The organism is Vibrio sp. SCSIO 43097 (assembly GCF_023650755.1).
Lineage (GTDB): Bacteria > Pseudomonadota > Gammaproteobacteria > Enterobacterales > Vibrionaceae > Vibrio > Vibrio alginolyticus.
Genome location: NZ_CP071840.1, coordinates 3,290,828 through 3,309,767, shown reverse-complemented (window position 1 = coordinate 3,309,767; position 18,940 = coordinate 3,290,828). Strand labels below are relative to the sequence as shown.

17 protein-coding genes are annotated in these 18,940 nt (G+C 45.1%); 14 read left to right on the top strand and 3 right to left on the bottom strand.

Annotation, left to right across the window (positions count from 1 at the left end; genetic code table 11):
* Positions 1-251: 251 nt before the first annotated feature.
* The 4 genes from J4N40_RS15920 to J4N40_RS15905 are packed head-to-tail and all read left to right on the top strand — an operon-like array spanning position 252 to position 2,493.
* Complete coding sequence (locus tag J4N40_RS15920) at positions 252-500, top strand: hypothetical protein (protein ID WP_005379196.1); 249 nt, start codon at positions 252-254, stop codon at positions 498-500.
* A 48-nt stretch (positions 501-548) separates the two neighbouring features.
* On the top strand, positions 549-1,061 hold the full coding sequence (locus J4N40_RS15915) for a phage holin family protein (RefSeq protein WP_005379198.1): 513 nt from the start codon (positions 549-551) through the stop codon (positions 1,059-1,061).
* Positions 1,051-1,377, top strand: coding sequence for a hypothetical protein (locus tag J4N40_RS15910; protein WP_005379200.1), 327 nt, complete (start codon positions 1,051-1,053; stop codon positions 1,375-1,377). Before J4N40_RS15915 ends, J4N40_RS15910 begins: the two co-directional genes overlap by 11 nt.
* 45 nt (positions 1,378-1,422) lie before the next feature.
* The gene (locus tag J4N40_RS15905; RefSeq protein WP_053303418.1) at positions 1,423-2,493 is read left to right on the top strand and encodes an AI-2E family transporter; all 1,071 of its coding nucleotides are present in this window, start codon (positions 1,423-1,425) and stop codon (positions 2,491-2,493) included.
* A gap of 18 nt (positions 2,494-2,511) precedes the next feature.
* Here the strand turns inward: J4N40_RS15905 and J4N40_RS15900 are convergent, their stop codons facing one another.
* Together J4N40_RS15900 and J4N40_RS15895 are read right to left on the bottom strand one after the other, a co-directional pair.
* A complete protein-coding gene (locus tag J4N40_RS15900) occupies positions 2,512-4,959 on the bottom strand; it encodes an EAL domain-containing protein (protein ID WP_115385647.1) in 2,448 nt (815 codons plus the stop codon).
* 194 nt (positions 4,960-5,153) lie between these two features.
* Positions 5,154-6,059: a DMT family transporter gene (locus J4N40_RS15895; protein WP_017635023.1), complete on the bottom strand. Its 906-nt coding sequence runs from the start codon at positions 6,057-6,059 to the stop codon at positions 5,154-5,156.
* 168 nt (positions 6,060-6,227) lie between these two features.
* Here J4N40_RS15895 and rmuC point away from each other — a divergent pair, with 168 nt between their 5' ends.
* From rmuC to tatC, 7 genes are all read left to right on the top strand, one after another.
* Entirely contained in the window at positions 6,228-7,760 is a 1,533-nt protein-coding gene (gene rmuC, locus J4N40_RS15890) for a DNA recombination protein RmuC (RefSeq protein ID WP_005379209.1), read from the top strand.
* Between the two features lie 77 nt (positions 7,761-7,837).
* Positions 7,838-8,617, top strand: coding sequence for a bifunctional demethylmenaquinone methyltransferase/2-methoxy-6-polyprenyl-1,4-benzoquinol methylase UbiE (gene ubiE, locus J4N40_RS15885; RefSeq protein ID WP_017635022.1), 780 nt, complete (start codon positions 7,838-7,840; stop codon positions 8,615-8,617).
* Positions 8,618-8,628: 11 nt separating this feature from the next.
* Positions 8,629-9,264, top strand: coding sequence for a ubiquinone biosynthesis accessory factor UbiJ (locus J4N40_RS15880; RefSeq protein ID WP_005379213.1), 636 nt, complete (start codon positions 8,629-8,631; stop codon positions 9,262-9,264).
* Positions 9,261-10,895 carry a ubiquinone biosynthesis regulatory protein kinase UbiB gene (gene ubiB, locus J4N40_RS15875; RefSeq protein ID WP_250654314.1) on the top strand — a complete coding sequence of 545 codons (1,635 nt, stop codon included), beginning with the start codon at positions 9,261-9,263 and terminating at the stop codon, positions 10,893-10,895. The genes J4N40_RS15880 and ubiB overlap by 4 nt, the downstream gene beginning before the upstream one ends.
* A gap of 52 nt (positions 10,896-10,947) precedes the next feature.
* Positions 10,948-11,193: a Sec-independent protein translocase subunit TatA gene (tatA, locus tag J4N40_RS15870; protein ID WP_005382958.1), complete on the top strand. Its 246-nt coding sequence runs from the start codon at positions 10,948-10,950 to the stop codon at positions 11,191-11,193.
* A gap of 3 nt (positions 11,194-11,196) precedes the next feature.
* Entirely contained in the window at positions 11,197-11,595 is a 399-nt protein-coding gene (gene tatB / locus J4N40_RS15865) for a Sec-independent protein translocase protein TatB (RefSeq protein ID WP_033905892.1), read from the top strand.
* Between the two features lie 68 nt (positions 11,596-11,663).
* The gene (tatC, locus tag J4N40_RS15860; protein WP_005379234.1) at positions 11,664-12,416 is read left to right on the top strand and encodes a twin-arginine translocase subunit TatC; all 753 of its coding nucleotides are present in this window, start codon (positions 11,664-11,666) and stop codon (positions 12,414-12,416) included.
* Between the two features lie 458 nt (positions 12,417-12,874).
* Here tatC and J4N40_RS15855 read toward each other — a convergent pair whose 3' ends face one another.
* Complete coding sequence (locus tag J4N40_RS15855; RefSeq protein WP_115385649.1) at positions 12,875-13,636, bottom strand: TatD family hydrolase; 762 nt, start codon at positions 13,634-13,636, stop codon at positions 12,875-12,877.
* A 184-nt stretch (positions 13,637-13,820) separates the two neighbouring features.
* Between J4N40_RS15855 and hemB the strand changes: the two genes are divergently transcribed.
* The 3 genes from hemB (at position 13,821) to polA (ending at position 18,850) form a co-directional block, all read left to right on the top strand.
* Positions 13,821-14,882, top strand: a complete 1,062-nt coding sequence (gene hemB / locus J4N40_RS15850) for a porphobilinogen synthase (RefSeq protein WP_031777176.1) — start codon at positions 13,821-13,823, stop codon at positions 14,880-14,882.
* A 127-nt stretch (positions 14,883-15,009) separates the two neighbouring features.
* Positions 15,010-15,444 (top strand): GNAT family N-acetyltransferase, encoded by a 435-nt coding sequence (locus J4N40_RS15845; protein ID WP_005379245.1) that lies wholly within the window; start codon positions 15,010-15,012, stop codon positions 15,442-15,444.
* Between the two features lie 619 nt (positions 15,445-16,063).
* Positions 16,064-18,850 (top strand): DNA polymerase I, encoded by a 2,787-nt coding sequence (gene polA, locus J4N40_RS15840; protein ID WP_213972340.1) that lies wholly within the window; start codon positions 16,064-16,066, stop codon positions 18,848-18,850.
* Positions 18,851-18,940 lie beyond the last annotated feature (90 nt).

The window sequence follows — 18,940 nt, the reverse complement described above, 5'->3', positions numbered from 1 at the left end:
CAGTGACTTAATGTCTTTTTTTTGCAATAACTTGCTAACAGTCGGTAAGGCGCTAAGAAAAAATTACAAGAATGGCGGGGAAAGCCTGGAAAGAATTACACGTACAGATACGGATTTTTATCGAAATAAAAATAAAATAAATAAAAAACAATAACTTAAAATTCTGGCATGGATATGGCTTTGTAGGGAGTAAGTGAGGTCAAACATTGTTTCACTTGATTCACTATTCAACTCATTAATGGAGGCTAGTTATGGCTACTACAAAAGAAAGCACAGTAAAACCTCAAGAGCAGTTAGAAGAAGCATATCACTTAGCGGAACAAGCCACGACGGAAGCTGTTGGCGCGATGAAAGACCAAGCCAAAGAGAAGCTGGATGTCGGTGCACAGCAAGTTCAGCAGGCGACTAAGTCGGCAGAAAATGTAATCAAGGAGCGCCCATTGCTGAGCATAGGCTGTGCCTTCCTTGCTGGTTGGGCGGTTTCGAAGCTGATCAAATAATAGTGGTCACCAAGGATTAAGCCACACAACAGAAAGGCGAGGCTTCACATGAATAACTCAGGGCAAGTTACCAATCAGCAATCAGGCTCGGCGGCTTCAGACAGCGGCCGAGCCCCTGATGGGGCAGAAGAACAGGATATCCAACAAACCATTAATGGTTTGAGTAGCATTCTTGCGCAATTGGACCAACTGACGAAATCGCTAAAAGCATGGTCAGGTTCAACGTTGGATTTGTTCCTCTTGGAGATGAAAGTTAACGTGTCCGCAGTGCGTCAGATTTTGCTGTGTACCGTTGTTTTTACTCTATTGTCGGTATTGTTCGTATTCAGTTTGTGCCTTGCCTCTGGGGTGGTGGCTTATCAGTTAACTGCCAACGTGTATGTTGCCGTGGGTGTATTTATCACATCATTAGGCTTGGCATTATTTGCTTTAGCCTGGTGGCAGAAGCGTTTAGTTGGATTTCTTGGATTCAAAAATACGACAGAACAATTACAGGAGGGGTGGGATGCGCTCGCTACAAAAGCTCAATCGAGCCATGCGGATCAAGCGGATGGAAGGTAAAGCGTCTCTAGAGCAATGCTGTTTGTCGATGGAAATGTTCACGTTTACCACCAAGAAGTTTGTGAGAGAAAACCCTTGGACGACATTAGGCATTAGTGCTGTCGTTGCCGTTACCGCAGCAAAAGCAGGTCGATTGTCTCGACTGACTTCTTCTATTTCGTCAATGGGGCTATTGGTTAGCAGCGTGTCTGATATTACCGATTCGCTCACAAAGCCGGTCGCGGCAGCTTCTCTGGATGAGTCAGATGCGGAGCAAAATGGAAATGCAGCAACACAAGTAAGCAACGCTGCGACGACAGAGGGCGAACCACTCTAATAGCGGATTTCACCGCAAAATTTTCTTACCGATTCTGAGCTTATTATGACAGCGAAATTGAACATTCCTGCCAACACTGCGATTGGTGCAACGCTTCTCGTCCTGTTACTCGTCCCAGGGCTGTATTTTGCCAAGCCAATATTGTTACCTATTGTGCTTAGCACCTTTATTTCTCTGCTGTGCAGCCCTTTCATTAATTATCTTGAAGACAAAGGTTTACCACGTGCTATTACCGTCGTGTTGACGCTGTCATTCCTCGTTGGCGCCTCAATTATTGGTCTTGCCGCCATGTCGGAGCCCGCCAAGCAATGGTGGTCTGAGCTGCCCAGTATCGTGAAAAATGTGTCGCAAGAAGTAAGCGAAGTTACTAAAGCTTCGGCTGATCACCTTAATACTCCATTGAATATCGCCAACGATATGAGTATGGATGAGGTCGGGAACAACACCGTATTTTCTTTGGTAAAAACGCTCGCGACCACTACGCCGACGATTTTGACACAAGCGATGATCGTGCTGTTTATGGTTTACTTTATGCTCAATCATGGACGAAGCTTATTTCGAAAGTCAGTGTCTTACTTACATGGGTTCGCCAAACAGCGCCAAGCGATTGAGTTGGTCAAAGCGCTACAGAAAGACCTATCTCGATACATTGGCACCATCACTTTAGTGAATGCTGGGCTGGGGTTGAGTGTCGGGGCCGTGTTTTTTGTTCTAGGCCTTGAAGATCCATTTCTATGGGGCGCATTTGCAGGCGTGATGAATTTTGCGCCGTACCTCGGCCCTGTCATATCCATGATGAGCTTTGGCTTTGTTGCTTATCTTCAGTTGGAGTCGGTCAGTTTTATGCTGACGGTGGTGTCTATCTATTTACTGCTCAATTTGATTGAAAGTCAGTTTGTTACACCAACACTATTGGGGAAAAGGTTTAACTTAAACCCGTTAGTGATTTTTGTTTGGCTTGTTTTTTGGGGCTGGCTTTGGGGCGGAATGGGACTATTGATCGGTGTGCCGTTGCTGGTTTGTATCAATATTTTGGTTGATCGTCTAGAGCTATGCCAATCAACCCAAAATCAAGCAAAACAAATCACCTCCGCGGACGTGGCACCGCGAGAGTGACTTGAGGATCAAGCTGGTTCAACGAAACAGTTTTTCAGCGCTCACTGGCTGACTAAACAAATATCCCTGACCATAAATACAGCCTTTTTCGAATAAATAATCGGCTTGTTCCCGAGTTTCTATCCCTTCCGCGACGACTTTCAACGACAGCGTTTTTCCCATGGCAATAATGGCATTCACAATCGCGTTGCTGTCGCTATTACTTGGGACATCACTGACAAATGAGCGGTCAATTTTCAGTTTGTTGATTGGCAAACCTTTCAAGTAAGACAAAGACGAATAGCCAGTTCCAAAGTCATCCAGAGAAATCTCAATACCCAGTTCTCGTAATTGATTTAACGATGAAATGGCTTGTTGAGGGTCGATCAGTAAAAAGCTCTCTGTGATCTCTAAATCTAACCGTTGGGCAGGGTATCCGGTGTTATCGAGGATAGTACTTAATCGCTGAATGAAATTTGACTGCTGAAGCTGCAACGCAGAAACATTGACGGCGATTTTGCCAAACTCGATGCCTTGGTCCAGCCAAGCATTACCTTGCAAACAAGCTTGTTGTAACACCCACTCACCAATGCTTTGAATCAGCCCTGTTTTTTCTGCAATTGGAATAAAGTCTGCTGGTGGTACAAGGCCAAACTCTGGATGCTGCCAGCGTAATAAAGCTTCCACGCCGACAATCGTATTTTGTTCCAAATTGTATTGCGGTTGGAATTCTAACCGGAGTTGTTGTTTTTCTATTGCTTGATGCAAAGCGGATTGAATGCGTACATGGGATACGGATTTATCGGTCAAATCCGGTGAGTAAAACGCGTAGCCGTTGCGTCCATTTTTCTTCGCTAAGTACATCGCGGTGTCTGCGTTTTTCAGTAAGGTTTCACTGTCTTGACCATCTCTTGGGTACAAGGCAATACCAATACTGGTTGAGACACGAAGTGAGTCGTGGTTTGCCAAGTCGAATGGTTGCTGGAATACGCTTAGAATATCGCCGACGGTTTCCAGTAAGGCAACATCACTATGGATGTCTGGCAAAATAATCACAAATTCATCGCCGCCAATACGAGCCACATGCGCATTGAGGTGAAGCACATCTTGCAGACGAATCGCTAACTTAGACAGCAATTGGTCACCACAGAAGTGGCCCATGCTATCGTTGATGTGTTTGAAATGGTCGATATCTAAGAATAGGGTGGCAAACGTCTGCTGGCTTTTGTGTCCGGTTTCGATGTGTTGTTCGAGTAAGCTGAGTAAATGGGTGCGATTAGGTAGATTGGTTAATGGATCGTAAAAAGCCATGCGCTGCAGCTTTTCTTCGTGTGCCTTACGCACAGAGATATCTTCAAACACACAAATGTAGTTAATAAGGTGGTTTTTATCGTCCATTACGGCGCTAATGGTCGCTAATTGCGGATAAATGCTGCCATCTTTCTTTCTGTTGATGAATTCGCCTTTCCATTGGCCTTTGTTTTCGAGTTGATGCCACAACTGTTGATAGAAACCTTGATCATGATGGCCTGAGCGCAGAATTCGTGGGTTTTTTCCTATCACCTCTTCAGAGCGGTAACCTGTAATTTGGGTAAAAGCCGTGTTTACATCAATGATGTTGGCATTGCGGTCTGTAATGACCATGCCTTCTTGCGAATTGTTGAAAATTTGGGACGCTAAGGAGAGCTGCGTTTCTACCATTTTTCGGCGGGTGATGTTACGTGTCATCCCCAGAATGCCGATTAAGTTTCCCGCATGATCACGGACAGGAGACTTAATGGTTTCTAGCCAAGTGGGGTTATTGTTTTCATCAATTTGACGGCATTCTTCAACAATATTTTGCGTGCCAGTGGCTACCACCAATTTATCGGCATCAATGAATTTTTCCGCACGTTCATGGCTAAACAGGGCAAAATCGTCTTTTCCAATGATTTCACTGTTGGTTTTTTGCCACGCGTTTTCTACGCTTCGGTTGGTCATCGAATAAAGGCCATCCATGCCTTTTATCCATACGTGGTCTTCAAGGCAGTCGATAAACTCTTGTAGTGTTGGTGTTGGCTTTATTTCGGCGCTTTGATGTCGCGTTTGTTCTTGCTGACAGTGCAAGTTGATATCAAAGCTGATCCGCCCCGTGATTGCGCTTAGCCATGCCGAAACGACCGTTGATTGATCATTAAGGTGAGTCAGTGTCAGTACGGCAATCAATTCGCCATTAGGTAGCCAAATCGGTCCAATGCTCAAGGTTTGCTCTTCAAAGGGGGTATGGCTAACTGTAAAATCTGTCGGCGTAAAGTGATCGACAACTTGCGTTATCACATCGACGATAGCACGATGATTTTGGGTTGAGGTGGACACCTCAGTCGATAGCCACTGCTGAGTATCGCTCAGAGTATAAAGCTGTCCCTGAGCTTGAGTTACATCACAGCATTGTCGCAGAACGTGTTGCCAGTCTGCCATCAAAGGCGAAGGAATAGCGAAGCGAAACATAATTAATAACGAGTCCTAAATCGCCCAAAGGTAATTATATTAGAATCTAGCGTAAGCTATTGGGCTTTGTGAGTATCGTATCCAACGCGTAGCTAAATCCTAGCAGCGTAAAGTGCTTTCTATCATTAAAATGTTATCTATATCTCTTTTTTATCCAACTTATCGCATCGTTTTTTAGGGCTTTTGATAGGTGATTAAGAAGCGTTTACCGCTTTGGTTTTCTTGCCCCATGAGACTTGCTGAATGACTAAGCCACTGATGATCAACACCAGGCCAATCAAGGTTGAAGGATGAATTTCTTCGCCGATGATAGTAGCTAACAACATGAGTGAGATAAATGGAGAAGCAAAGATCAGATTACTGATACGCGCGGTGTTTTGCGTTGATTTGAGTGCGCTCAGCCACAAAACGAAAGTGATCCCCATTTCAAACAGTCCGACATACGTCACCGCTGCCCAGCCTTTAGCTGAGATCATCTGCCAGTTCGCACCTTCATAAAGACTTAAACCAATGGCGAATGGAATAGCGACCAAAAAGCCGAGCAGAACGCCAACCACAGGGTCGGCCTTATTTTTGGTATTTAAAATCCAGTAACCGGCCCACAGCAGCGTTGATAGCAGCGCAAGACCAACACCCAACGGGCTCTCAAATTCCATGCCTAAAAGATTGCCTTGTGTGGCAATCACTATCACGCCGACATAACTAAAACCGCAAGCCAGCCAGTCCTTACCACGGATCTTTTGTCCTAAGAAAACAGCGGCCATTAGCGTTAAGGTGATGGCCCAGCTGTAGTTGATCGCTTGAGCCTGAGATGCGGGCAGCAAGTCATATGCTTTGAACAGAATAACGTAATACGCCAAAGGGTTAATCAACCCAAGCAGTAGGTAATACCAAGGGTTTGAGAAAAATGTAGCGCTTAACTGGCCCAGTTTACCTTGCACACCACAGATTACTGTTAGCGCAATCGCAGAGACGATGCTGGCAATGCATAGCATTTGAATCGGCGTAAATTCTGCCAACGTGAGTTTAAATGCGGTTGCAACGGTAGACCAAAGTAATACTGCTGAGAGCCCAAATCCTAGGGCGCGACGCTCGTTCATGATGCCTCTGCGTGATGATGTGCCGCTCGGTTTGGATAATTTGAGCGGAAGAAAGAATATTATAGGAAGGCCTAGTGTATGCGAGGATTTTTCATCCAACAAACTGGACATTTATCCAGTGTCTAAATACCATTGTTATAGATACAAAACACAGGCTAACTCGCTATTATGCAATGGATTCTTGAGTACCAATCTCTCATTCTCTCTTCTCTTTGTGCTGCCACGCTTAGTGGTGTCGCTGCCGGTTGGTGGGTGAAACAGCGTTTTATCACCCAAACTCAGCTTCTCGAGCAACAACTTGTTTCAGAAAAACAGCTTCATCAACAGCAACTTGAACAGGTCAAGCAAAGCCTTGCCGATGCCCAGCAAGAGTTGGATGAATTAGATGATGAGCGCGATAAAGCCGCGTTTGAAGTGCGTCAAACGCACGGAAAGCTGATGGCAGCTATGGAAAAACTGCGTTACTTCGAGGCCGTAAAGCAAGAGCGCCAGCAATACTTCGATGAGCTTGGTCAAATGCGTGAACACAAATCACGTCTAGAAACGCAACTGCGTGAACAGCAAGCTCGCCATGAGCAAATTAACCAAGCCAATGCAGAAAAACTGCAAATTTTAGAACAAGCGGAAGCACGCTTGAAACAACAATTTGAGCACTTGGCAAATCAACTGTTTGAAGAAAAAACCGCGAAGGTCGATTTGCAAAACCGTCAGAGTTTAGAAGGCTTGTTGTCACCGCTTAGAGAACAGTTAGAAGGGTTCAAAAAGCACGTTAATGACAGCTTTAGCCAAGAAGCTAAAGAGCGCCATACCTTAGTGCATGAGCTGAAAAACCTGCAACGTTTGAACGAGCAAATGACGCGCGAAGCAGTTAATTTGACCCAAGCGTTGAAAGGGGACAACAAACAACAAGGTAACTGGGGCGAAGTGGTGCTCGCTAGGGTACTTGCCGAATCTGGCTTGCGTGAAGGGCACGAATATCAGACTCAGGTGAACTTACAAAATGAAGCAGGCAAGCGTTACCAACCTGATGTCATTGTTCATCTCCCACAAAACAAACAAGTGGTTGTGGATTCTAAAATGGCGCTGGTTGCCTATGAGCGCTACTTCAACGCCGAAACTGATGCTGAGCGCGATCAGGCTTTGAATGCGCATTTAGCCGCTCTACGTGCACATATCAAAGGGTTAAGCATGAAGGACTACCACAAACTCAAAGGTATTCAGAGTTTGGACTATGTTCTGATGTTTATCCCGGTTGAGCCGGCGTTCCAAGTCGCGATTCAAGCCGATCCAAGTTTGATCAAAGACGCGATGGAGCAAAACATCATTTTGGTGAGCCCAACAACGTTGCTGGTGGCATTGCGCACCATTGATAATCTATGGCGCAATGAACGCCAAAATGAAAACGCCAAAATGATTGCGCAGCGTGCGACAAAACTCTACGACAAATTACGATTGTTTGTAGACGACATGGAGGGGCTCGGTGGTGCGCTGGATAAGGCGAATCAAAGCTATCAAGGTGCGATGAACAAGCTTGCCACAGGGCGCGGAAATGTGATTCGCCAAGCCGAAAGCTTTAAACACTTGGGAGTTGAAATTAAACGACCGATTTCTTCCGACCTCGCGCAGTTAGCGCAGAGTGATGCATTTTCAGAAAATGACCCGTTAGTAGAAAGACATCCGGCTGAGGATAAAGTAAACTAATCGCCCGCAGTGCAGTGGGCGATTTTATTTGTCAACAAACGCCCCGTAGAGGAAAGCGCTGCCTAAGAGGAATTAGAATGACGGACACAAGTTTGCAATCCAATACAGCGTTAGAGAATGAAACCACTCACTTTGGTTTCTCTACAGTGGCAAAAGACGAAAAAGTGACTAAGGTTGCCGAAGTATTCCACTCCGTGGCAACAAAATACGACATCATGAATGACCTGATGTCAGGTGGTATTCACCGCCTTTGGAAGCGCTTCACTATCGATTGTAGTGGCGCTCGCCCTGGCCAACGTATTCTTGACCTAGGTGGTGGTACGGGGGATTTGACGGCGAAATTCTCGCGCATTGTTGGCGATGAAGGCCATGTCATCCTTGCCGATATCAATAACTCAATGCTTAACGTTGGTCGCGATAAACTGCGTGATAACGGTATTGTGGGTAACGTGCATTACGTTCAAGCCAACGCAGAAGAACTGCCGTTCCCAGATGATTATTTTGATGTCATCACCATCAGTTTTTGTTTGCGTAATGTGACTGACAAAGACAAAGCGCTTCGTTCAATGTTCCGCGTACTGAAGCCAGGCGGCCGTCTATTGGTGTTGGAATTTTCAAAACCAGTGCTAGAGCCGTTATCGAAAGTATACGACGCATATTCATTCCACTTGTTGCCGAGAATCGGTGAGCTAGTTGCGAATGACTCAGAGAGTTACCGCTACCTAGCGGAGTCAATCCGTATGCATCCAGACCAAGAAACGCTGGAAGGCATGATGCAAGAAGCAGGTTTTGAAAACACCAAATACTACAACTTAACTGGTGGTATTGTGGCTTTGCATCGCGGTTATAAATTCTAAGGGTTAACGGCATGCCATTTGAACCACTTATCACCGCTGTGATTGAAACGTCACTGAATACACTGATCAAAGACGACCCTGCATTGGGCCGTCGTTTAGCGCGTCTAAAAGGTCAAGTTATTCAAGTTCACCTGAAAGAGATCAATAAAACACTGACATTCGTTTTTAGTCAGCAAATTGATGTGCTTGGTCATTACGAAGGGCAGCCTAACTGCTATCTATCGCTCAACTTGAGTGTGTTACCAGAGCTGCGCGATCAGGCCAACATCACTCGTCTTATTAAACAAGATAAACTTGAACTCGAAGGCGATATTCAATTGGCGCAGAAATTCTCTCAGTTGATGGTGGATTGCAAACCAGATGTTGAAGAGTGGTTGTCTCGCGTGACTGGCGATGTCGCCGCACATACCTTTGTGCAAGGTTCAAAAAACATCGGCAACTTTCTTGCGTCTCAAGCAGAAAAACACCAGCGTCATCTTGCGCAAGTAGTGACTGAAGAATGGAAACTGGCTCCCGCTCCGTTAGAAGTGGCCTATTTCTGCGACCAAGTTGATGAGGTTCGCAGCCAGGCTTCTCGTATTGAAGCTCGTTTAACGGCTTTGCTGAATAAGCTGGATGCAGATAAGCCTGCATTGGAGAAACCATGACGCCAGCAGAACTAAAGCGCTTATACCACATCGCCAAAGTACAACTGGAATACGGCTTAGATGAGCTGCTTCCCGATCACCAACTGACCAAAGCGCCGCTTTTACTGCGCAAAAGCTTGTTTTGGATTAAGAACAAGCACCCAGAAAAACCACTCGGTGAACGTCTGCGTTTAGCACTGCAAGAGCTGGGGCCGGTTTGGATTAAGTTCGGTCAGATGATGTCGACGCGCCGTGACTTATTTCCTCCGCATATCGCTGATCCCCTAGCTTTACTTCAAGACCAAGTCGCGCCTTTTGATGGCGAGTTGGCAAAAAAGCAGATGGAGCAAGCATTAGGTGGTCCGTTAGAAAAATGGCTTACCGAGTTTGATATCAAACCACTGGCGTCTGCGTCGATTGCTCAGGTACATACTGCGCGCATAAAAGACACTAACCAAGAAGTGGTATTAAAGGTTATCCGCCCAGATATTCGCCCAGTCATTGATTCAGATCTAAAACTGATGCACCGAATGGCGCGTATAGTCGCCGGAGCGATGCCTGAAGCACGTCGTTTAAAACCAGTTGAAGTCGTGCGTGAGTACGAGAAAACCCTGCTTGATGAACTCGACTTGCGACGTGAGGCGGCGAATGCCATTCAGTTGCGCCGCAACTTTGAGGGCAGCGAAGAATTGTATGTTCCTGAAGTTTTTCCCGACTTCAGTAATGAAACTGTCATGGTTTCTGAGCGAATATATGGCATTCAAGTCTCTGATATTGAAGGCTTGAAAGCAAATGGCACCAATATGAAATTGCTCGCGGAACGCGGTGTGAGTGTGTTCTTCACTCAGGTGTTCCGAGACAGCTTTTTCCATGCCGATATGCATCCGGGTAATGTGTTCGTCAAACCCGAACATCCAGAGAACCCAATGTGGATAGGGCTAGATTGCGGAATCGTTGGTACACTTAATAGCGAAGACAAGCGTTATCTGGCGGAAAACTTCCTGGCGTTTTTCAATCGTGACTACCGCCGAGTGGCGGAGTTACATGTGGATTCAGGGTGGGTGCCTGCGGATACCAATGTCGATGAGTTTGAGTTCGCGATTCGCATTGTGTGTGAGCCTATTTTTGCTAAGCCATTGTGCGAAATCTCCTTTGGTCATGTGTTGTTGAATTTGTTCAACACGGCACGTCGATTCAATATGGAGGTTCAGCCACAGCTTGTACTGTTGCAAAAAACGCTGTTGTACGTGGAAGGGCTTGGTAGGCAGCTATATCCTCAACTTGATTTGTGGGAGACCGCAAAACCATTCCTGGAGGAATGGATGATGAATCAAGTTGGGCCGCAAGCTCTAGTGAATGCGATTAAAGACCGCGCACCATTTTGGGCAGAGAAATTACCTGAACTGCCAGAGCTACTTTACGATAGCCTGAAACAAGGTAAAGCGATGAATCAACGTATGGATCAGCTTTATCAAGGGTATCGCCAGAGCAAGCGCCAGCAGGCGACAGGAAAGTTTTTGTTTGGCGTTGGCGCGACTTTAGTCGTATGCTCGGCAATATTGGTGAACGATGCTTTTGAGCAGCTTTCGTTGGCCTGCGGTATCGCAGGTGTCACATTTTGGCTGCTTAGTTGGCGAGCTTATCGTCAATAGACGTTAAACTCTTGAAATATTTTTGTTTGTTTAAAGACCCGAGGTAAAGAGAATGGGTGGTATCAGTGTTTGGCAACTTCTAATCATTGCTGTAATTGTTGTATTGCTATTCGGAACAAAGAAACTACGCGGTATCGGTGGCGATCTGGGTGGTGCCGTTAAGGGCTTCAAAAAAGCGATGAGCGAAGATGAACCTGCGAAAAATGACAAAGACGCAGACTTCGAACCAAAAAGTCTAGAAGAGCAGCAGAAAAAAGAAGCTGCTCCTGAAACGAAAAAAGACAAAGAGCAGGCGTAAAACGTGTTTGATATCGGTTTTTGGGAACTGGTATTAATATCTGTTGTTGGTCTGGTCGTTCTTGGGCCGGAGCGTTTGCCTCATGCTATTCGCAGCGTGTCTCGCTTTATCGGTGCCGCTAAGAGTATGGCAAATAGCGTCAAAGACGAATTGTCACACGAGCTGAAAGTCCAAGAGCTGCAAGAAAACTTGCGCAAAGCAGAACAAATGGGGATGGATGATTTGTCCCCTGAGTTGAAATCTTCAGTTGAAGAGTTGAAGAAGGCAGCGCAATCTGTAAATCGTCCTTACGCAAAGAACACCGATTCAGAGGCTGAGCCTGTAAAAACAGAGCCAGCAGCAGAAAAGGTAGAGAAAGCGCAAGAGAGCAAGGTTACAGCGGCAGATAAGAAAGCCGAATAGTCTCATTAGGAGGAGCTACTAGTGATTGGTAGCTCCTTTTTGATCTGGTTTTTAATAAGAGGTTTGCCATGTCTACCGTCGAGCAGACACAACCTTTAATTAGTCATTTGTTGGAGCTTCGCAACCGACTACTGCGCTCAATCCTCGCAGTGTTGGTCGTGTTTGTCGGACTAATTTATTTCTCTAACCACATTTACGAGTTTGTTTCCGCACCTTTAGTAGAACGTCTACCTGAAGGCGCGACCATGATTGCTACGGATGTAGCATCACCTTTTTTTACGCCACTTAAGCTGACGTTAATTGCTTCGGTATTTATTGCGGTGCCGTTTATCTTGTATCAAGTGTGGGCATTTGTAGCGCCAGGTTTGTACAAGCATGAACGTCGATTGATCATGCCACTGCTGTTCTCTAGTTCGCTATTGTTCTACTGTGGAGTGGCATTTGCCTACTTCGTGGTATTTCCATTGGTGTTTGGCTTCTTTACCGCCATCTCTCTTGGTGGAGTAGAGTTTGCAACTGATATCTCGAGTTATCTCGACTTTGTGCTGGCGCTATTTATGGCGTTTGGTATCGCATTTGAGGTGCCTGTTGCGATTATTTTGTTGTGTTGGACTGGGGCCACTACACCAGAAGATTTAAGACAGAAACGTCCTTATATTATAGTGGCTGCGTTTGTCGTAGGTATGGTGTTAACGCCACCAGACATGATCTCGCAAACCTTACTCGCTATTCCGATGTGTTTACTGTTTGAAGTCGGTTTGTTCTTCGCGCGTTTTTATACTCGTCGAAGCGAAGAAGTAGAAGCGGAAACCGAAGAATAAGGCTAATCTAGATGTGAAAAGCGGCTCAATTGAGCCGCTTTTTTTGCGGTTGGTTTTTTCTTGGGCTAATTACTTAACTTTCATGACGTAACCACATTTTGTGCATACGTATACTTCCTTGATGCCCAGCAGCTTTTGAAAAAAACTGCGCGGTACGCGTTGTAAGTAAGCACCATGTGTACACACTTCAACTTCCATATTCATGCTGTCTTACATTTGTGCTAATTAATGGGCGTAAATCAGTATAGAAAAATAATGTGTCGAGTTGTCGACAGTTTTGCAAAGCGGACGAAGTAAAGTGACGATATGAGAAGTAAGTAGAGTTGCTAGTTAATTATTATGTTTATCAATAATTTTGTATGGATTGTTCTACTATTTCAACGGGTTGAATCGTTCATTCAATAGTTTAGGTGATAAAAAAGCGACGTTGATTTCGTCGCTTTTTCAATTCTCGTGAATTAAATATTAAACAGCTTTTTGGCATTCTCAGTCGTTATGGCATCGATGGTTGCGATGTCGACATCACGCAAGTCGGCAACACGTTGTGCAACGAGAGAAGTGTAGGCTGGTTCATTACGTTTACCACGGTGTGGCACCGGCGCTAAATATGGACAGTCGGTTTCTAAAATGACCCACTGCATATCCAAATGTGGAATGACTTTATCCATCCCGCCATTCTTAAAGGTTGATACGCCACCCAAGCCTAAGTGGAAGCCTAGCTCATTGATTGCTTGTGCTTCTTCTAAGCTGCCTCCAAAACAGTGGAATACACCACGCAGACGACCATCTTGCTCTTGTCGTAGCAAAGTGAGTGTTTCTTCAATCGAATCACGAGTGTGGATAACGACCGGTAAATCCATCTCTTTTGCCCAGTTAAGTTGAGCTACGAACGCCATTTCTTGCTCAGCACGATAGGTTTTATCCCAATACAGGTCGATACCGATTTCGCCCACCGCAATAAACTTGTGTTTCTCAAACCAACCGCGGATGATCTCCAACGTTTGTTCAACATTGCTGTCCACATAACAAGGGTGGAGTCCCATCATTGAGTGGCATACGTCAGGATATGCCGCTTCGGTTTTTAGCATGGGCTCAATTGAGTCCAGATCGATGTTTGGCAACAGGATTTTATTAATGCCTTGCGTTAAGGCGCGTTGTACTACTTCATCGCGGTCGTTATCAAATTCGCTAGCATAGATGTGCGCGTGGGTATCGATCATCGTTACTCTCTGTGCTTCATGGTTGGTTTCGTATTCGAAGTATACTTGAGTGTGAGTGCTGGGTCATTTTCAGTTTTTTTCATTACCTTTTTCCAGATTGTCACTCGCAACATGCATCAAGAGTGATATGATTTTGTTCACCAGATGATTTGATCATCATAACCGTCCAGACAAGGAGAAAATGGTGTCTGTATCAATTCAAGGTCCATTCCCTGCACGCCGTATGCGTCGTTTACGTAAGCACGATTTTAGTCGTCGTTTGATGGCTGAGAACCAACTTTCTGTTAATGATCTGATTTACCCAATGTTCATTCTTATGGGTAAAGATCGTCGTGAGAGCGTGGAGTCCATGCCGGGTGTAGAGCGTTTGTCGATTGATTTAATGCTAGAAGAAGCACAATACCTTGCAAATCTAGGCGTTCCAGCAATCGCGCTTTTCCCTGTCGTAAACCAAGACGCTAAAAGCTTATGTGCTACTGAAGCCTACAACCCAGAAGGTTTGGTTCAGCGAGCAGTACGAGCGCTTAAAGAACACATTCCTCAAATTGGTGTAATCACAGACGTGGCACTCGACCCATTCACGACACATGGCCAAGACGGCATCATCGATGAAGATGGCTACGTAATGAATGATGAAACCACAGAAGTATTGGTTAAGCAGGCTTTGTCTCATGCAGAAGCGGGTGCTGACGTAGTCGCGCCTTCAGACATGATGGATGGCCGAATTGGTAAGATCCGCGAAGCATTAGAAAACGCGGGCTACATTCATACTCAAATCATGGCTTACTCGGCTAAGTACGCATCGAACTACTACGGACCATTCCGTGATGCGGTTGGCTCTTCTTCAAATCTAAAAGGCGGCAACAAGAAAAACTACCAAATGGACCCAGCAAACATTGATGAAGCGATTCACGAAGTGGCGCTAGACATCAACGAAGGTGCGGACATGGTGATGGTTAAACCTGGTATGCCATACTTAGATGTAGTTCGCCGAGTAAAAACTGAACTTCAAGTACCGACATTTGCTTATCAAGTCTCTGGCGAGTACGCGATGCATAAAGCGGCGATCATGAATGGCTGGCTCAAAGAGCGTGAAATTGTGATGGAATCACTATTGTGCTTCAAACGTGCAGGTGCAGATGGCATCTTAACGTACTTTGCGAAAGACGTTGCTGAGTGGTTGGCAGAAGAGAATGCACAAACTGCTCAACACCTAAATCGCACTCCGGAAGCGACAGAAGAGTAATTATCGCTCAGTGAGAAATACCAGACCAACAAGAGTTGTTCGTCTGTATATACCCAAGTAACCTCAGGCGGATTACAACAGTAACAATCCAAGGTGCTTGGGTATTTTTATTTTGGAGAAGAGAATAATGACAATGCTGATTCGTGAAGGCACATTGGAAGAAGCACTTCAAGTTGTGGCGCGTGTTACCGAGTTTTCGAAAGGAGAAACGGTAGACTCCATGACTCAACGTTTAGAAGAGAAAAACAGTTTAATCCTCGTTGCAGAAAAAAATGGCACGATTGTCGGCTTCAAAATAGGTTACGAATTAGAGGATGGTGTTTTCTATAGCTGGTTAGGTGGTGTTGTCCCTGAAGCTCGAAATGAAGGCGTGGCACAACTGCTTTTGGAAGCTCAAGAGGATTGGGTGGCAGAACAAGGCTACAACACATTAAAAGTGAAATCTCGAAACCAGTTTCCGGCTATGCTTCGCTTGTTATTGAGAAATGGCTATATAATTGAAAAATTTGAAGAAAAAGTAAATCTTCGAGAATCTCGAGTGCATTTCATTAAAGCAATGTGAAAATAAATGAGATTTTTTCTCATTTAACTGTTGACTACGAAATGAGAATCATTATTATTAAACCTGTCTTAGGGAATGAGGAAAGTTCACAAGGACGTTGAGTGACTTATTAACAGAAGTTAATTAACTGAAAGTTGAGAAGTGATGAAACATTTTTCCGAGAACTTGCACGAATTCTTTTTGACACGACATTGCTCACATTGCTTCCAGTGTAATTTATAGCTTCTTGGTTAAGCTGCTCTATTTACAGAATTTGCTTTACCACTTCTGCTAGGCGACCCCATTCGGGTCGCTTTTTTCTTTTCTACGATTTCTATTTGACGTCACTATTAATATCTTTTCCACATGCGATGATCATTTTAGGATCGTTGATCTTCTCGCCGTTATGCGAATTTGTTGTTATTAATCAATGGTTTGGATTGGCGTTTTCTTGTGTTTTTTGTTATTGGATAACCAGTGGATAATTTCTATAAACAGAGTTATCCACAGGAGGTGGTGTTTTCGTGAATAAAGTCGGAAAAATTTACGCGACCTAGATCGAGCGAACAAGATAGATTCAGATCAGCAGTCATGGCATCCTAGGCAGATCTCTCAAGTACTGAATTGGATACAGACAATTATGGCAAGTATTCCTGAAAATCCGTTGATCCTTATCGACGGCTCTTCTTACCTATATCGCGCTTTTCACGCCTACCCGGGCACCATGAGCAATGGTGAAATTCCAACTAATGCCGTTTACGGCGTCGTGAACATGTTACGCAGCATGATGCGTCAGTTTGCGTCTGAGCGCATCGCGGTGGTTTTCGATGCAAAGGGAAAAACCTTTCGTGATGATATGTATGCAGAATACAAAGCGAATCGTCCGCCAATGCCGGATGACCTGCGTTGTCAAATTGAACCATTACACAATGTTATTCGTGCAATGGGTTTGCCGCTGATCTGTGTTCCTGGCGTCGAGGCGGATGACGTCATCGGTACGTTAGCATACCAAGCATCACAAAAGGGCATGCCTGTATTGATCAGTACTGGTGATAAAGACATGGCGCAGCTAGTGGATGATAACATTACCTTGATCAACACCATGACGAACGTCGTAATGGATCGTGAAGGTGTGGTTGAAAAGTTTGGCATTCCACCTGAGTTGATCATCGACTATTTAGCACTGATGGGCGATAAAGTAGATAACATTCCTGGTGTACCGGGTGTCGGTGATAAAACAGCGACCGCACTACTGCAAGGTATTGGTGGTCTGACGAAGTTGTATGAAAACCTCGATGATATTGCAGGGCTTGGTTTCCGTGGTTCTAAAACCATGGCGAAAAAGCTCATCGACAACAAAGAAAATGCCATGCTTTCGTATGAGCTCGCGACCATCAAATTGGATGTTGAGCTTGAGGAAACGCCAGAATCATTGCTGAAAGCGGAACCAAATAAAGACGAATTAGTGAAGCTGTATGGCCAACTGACGTTTAAATCTTGGTTGAATGAACTACTTGAAGGCGGTTCTGGATCTGTGGAGGCCGTAGAGCTTGCAGGATCTTCACAAGCTTCTTCTTCTCAAGCCGAGATGGAAACTTCTGCGGTAACAATCGATCGCAGCCAATATGAAACAATTCTGGATAAAGAAACCTTCAATGCTTGGCTAGATAAACTTCAAACGGCTGAGCTGTTTGCATTTGATACGGAGACCGATAACCTAGATTACATGCTAGCGAATCTAGTTGGTTTGTCATTCGCTGTCGATGAAGGTATTGCGGCTTATGTGCCAGTTGCACATGACTATTTAGATGCGCCTGAACAGCTTGATCGTGATTGGGTACTAGAACAGCTGAAGCCAATTCTTGAAGATGCAGCGAAAGCAAAAGTCGGTCAAAACTTAAAGTATGATGCGTCTGTACTCGCTCGTTACGACATTGAGCTAAAAGGTATCAAGCACGACACGATGTTGGAATCGTATATCTACAACAGTGTCGGCGGTAAACACGATATGGACAGCTTGGCGCTTCGCTTCCTACAGCACAGCTGCATTTCTTTTGAGCAAATTGCAGGTAAAGGCAAAAATCAGCTTACGTTTAACCAAATCGAACTGGAACAAGCATCGCCATACGCGGCAGAAGATGCGGATGTGACCCTTCGTCTGCACAATCGCTTGTTTGCTAATATCGAGCAGGATGAAAGCCTGAAGACAGTTTACGAAGAGATTGAAATGCCGTTGGTGCCAGTTCTTTCGCGCATTGAACGCACTGGGGTCTTTATCGATGAAATGAAGCTGAGTGCGCAGTCGGTCGAGATTACCGCTCGCCTTGATGAGCTTGAAAAGAAAGCGTACGAAATTGCAGAGCAAGAGTTTAACATGAACTCGCCAAAGCAATTACAAGCCATCCTATTTGAAAAAATGGGTTTACCGGTTGTGAAGAAAACGCCATCAGGCACACCATCGACGAATGAAGAAGTTCTGCAAGAACTCGCACTAGACTACCCACTACCAAAACTGATTTTGGAATACCGTGGTCTGGCGAAGCTAAAATCAACTTACACCGACAAACTGCCGAAGATGATCAACCCATCAACGGGTCGCGTGCATACTTCTTACCACCAAGCAGTGACCGCAACGGGTCGTCTATCTTCTACTGATCCGAACTTACAGAACATTCCAATTCGTAACGAAGCTGGCCGTCGTATTCGTCAAGCGTTTGTCGCGCCATCAGGGCATAAAATCTTAGCGGTCGACTACTCGCAAATCGAACTTCGCATCATGGCGCACCTTTCTGGTGACCAAGCGTTATTGGATGCATTCCGTGATGGCAAAGATATCCACGCGGCAACCGCAGCAGAAATCATGGGTGTTTCTATTGAAGACGTTTCAAGTGAGCAACGTCGTCGTGCGAAAGCGGTTAATTTCGGTCTTATTTACGGCATGAGTGCGTTTGGTTTGGCGAAGCAATTAGGCATTCCTCGTGGTGAGGCTCAAGCGTACATGGATACATACTTTGAACGTTACCCAGGCGTGATGCAGTACATGGAAGACACACGCAGCACAGCAGCAGATAAAGGGTATGTTGAAACGATTTTTGGTCGACGTTTGCATTTGCCAGAAATTAAATCGCGCAACGGGATGCGTCGTAAAGCTGCTGAACGTGCGGCAATCAACGCACCAATGCAAGGTACGGCAGCGGACATCATTAAGAAAGCGATGCTGTTGGTTGATCAGTGGATTCAGGAAGAAGGCAATGGTCGTGTGAAGTTATTAATGCAAGTACACGATGAATTGGTCTTTGAAGTTGAAGAGTCATCATTGTCCGAAATTGAAAGTAAAGTACAGAAATTGATGGGATCTGCAGCAGAGCTAAAAGTACCGTTGGTTGCAGAAGCAGGTCACGGTGATAACTGGGATCAAGCTCATTAGTCACTTTTAGACCAAAATAACCAATTAATTATGAGCCAGCGCACAAACGCTGGCTTTTTTTTGAGATTAAAAAAGCTAGCGCAAAGTTAA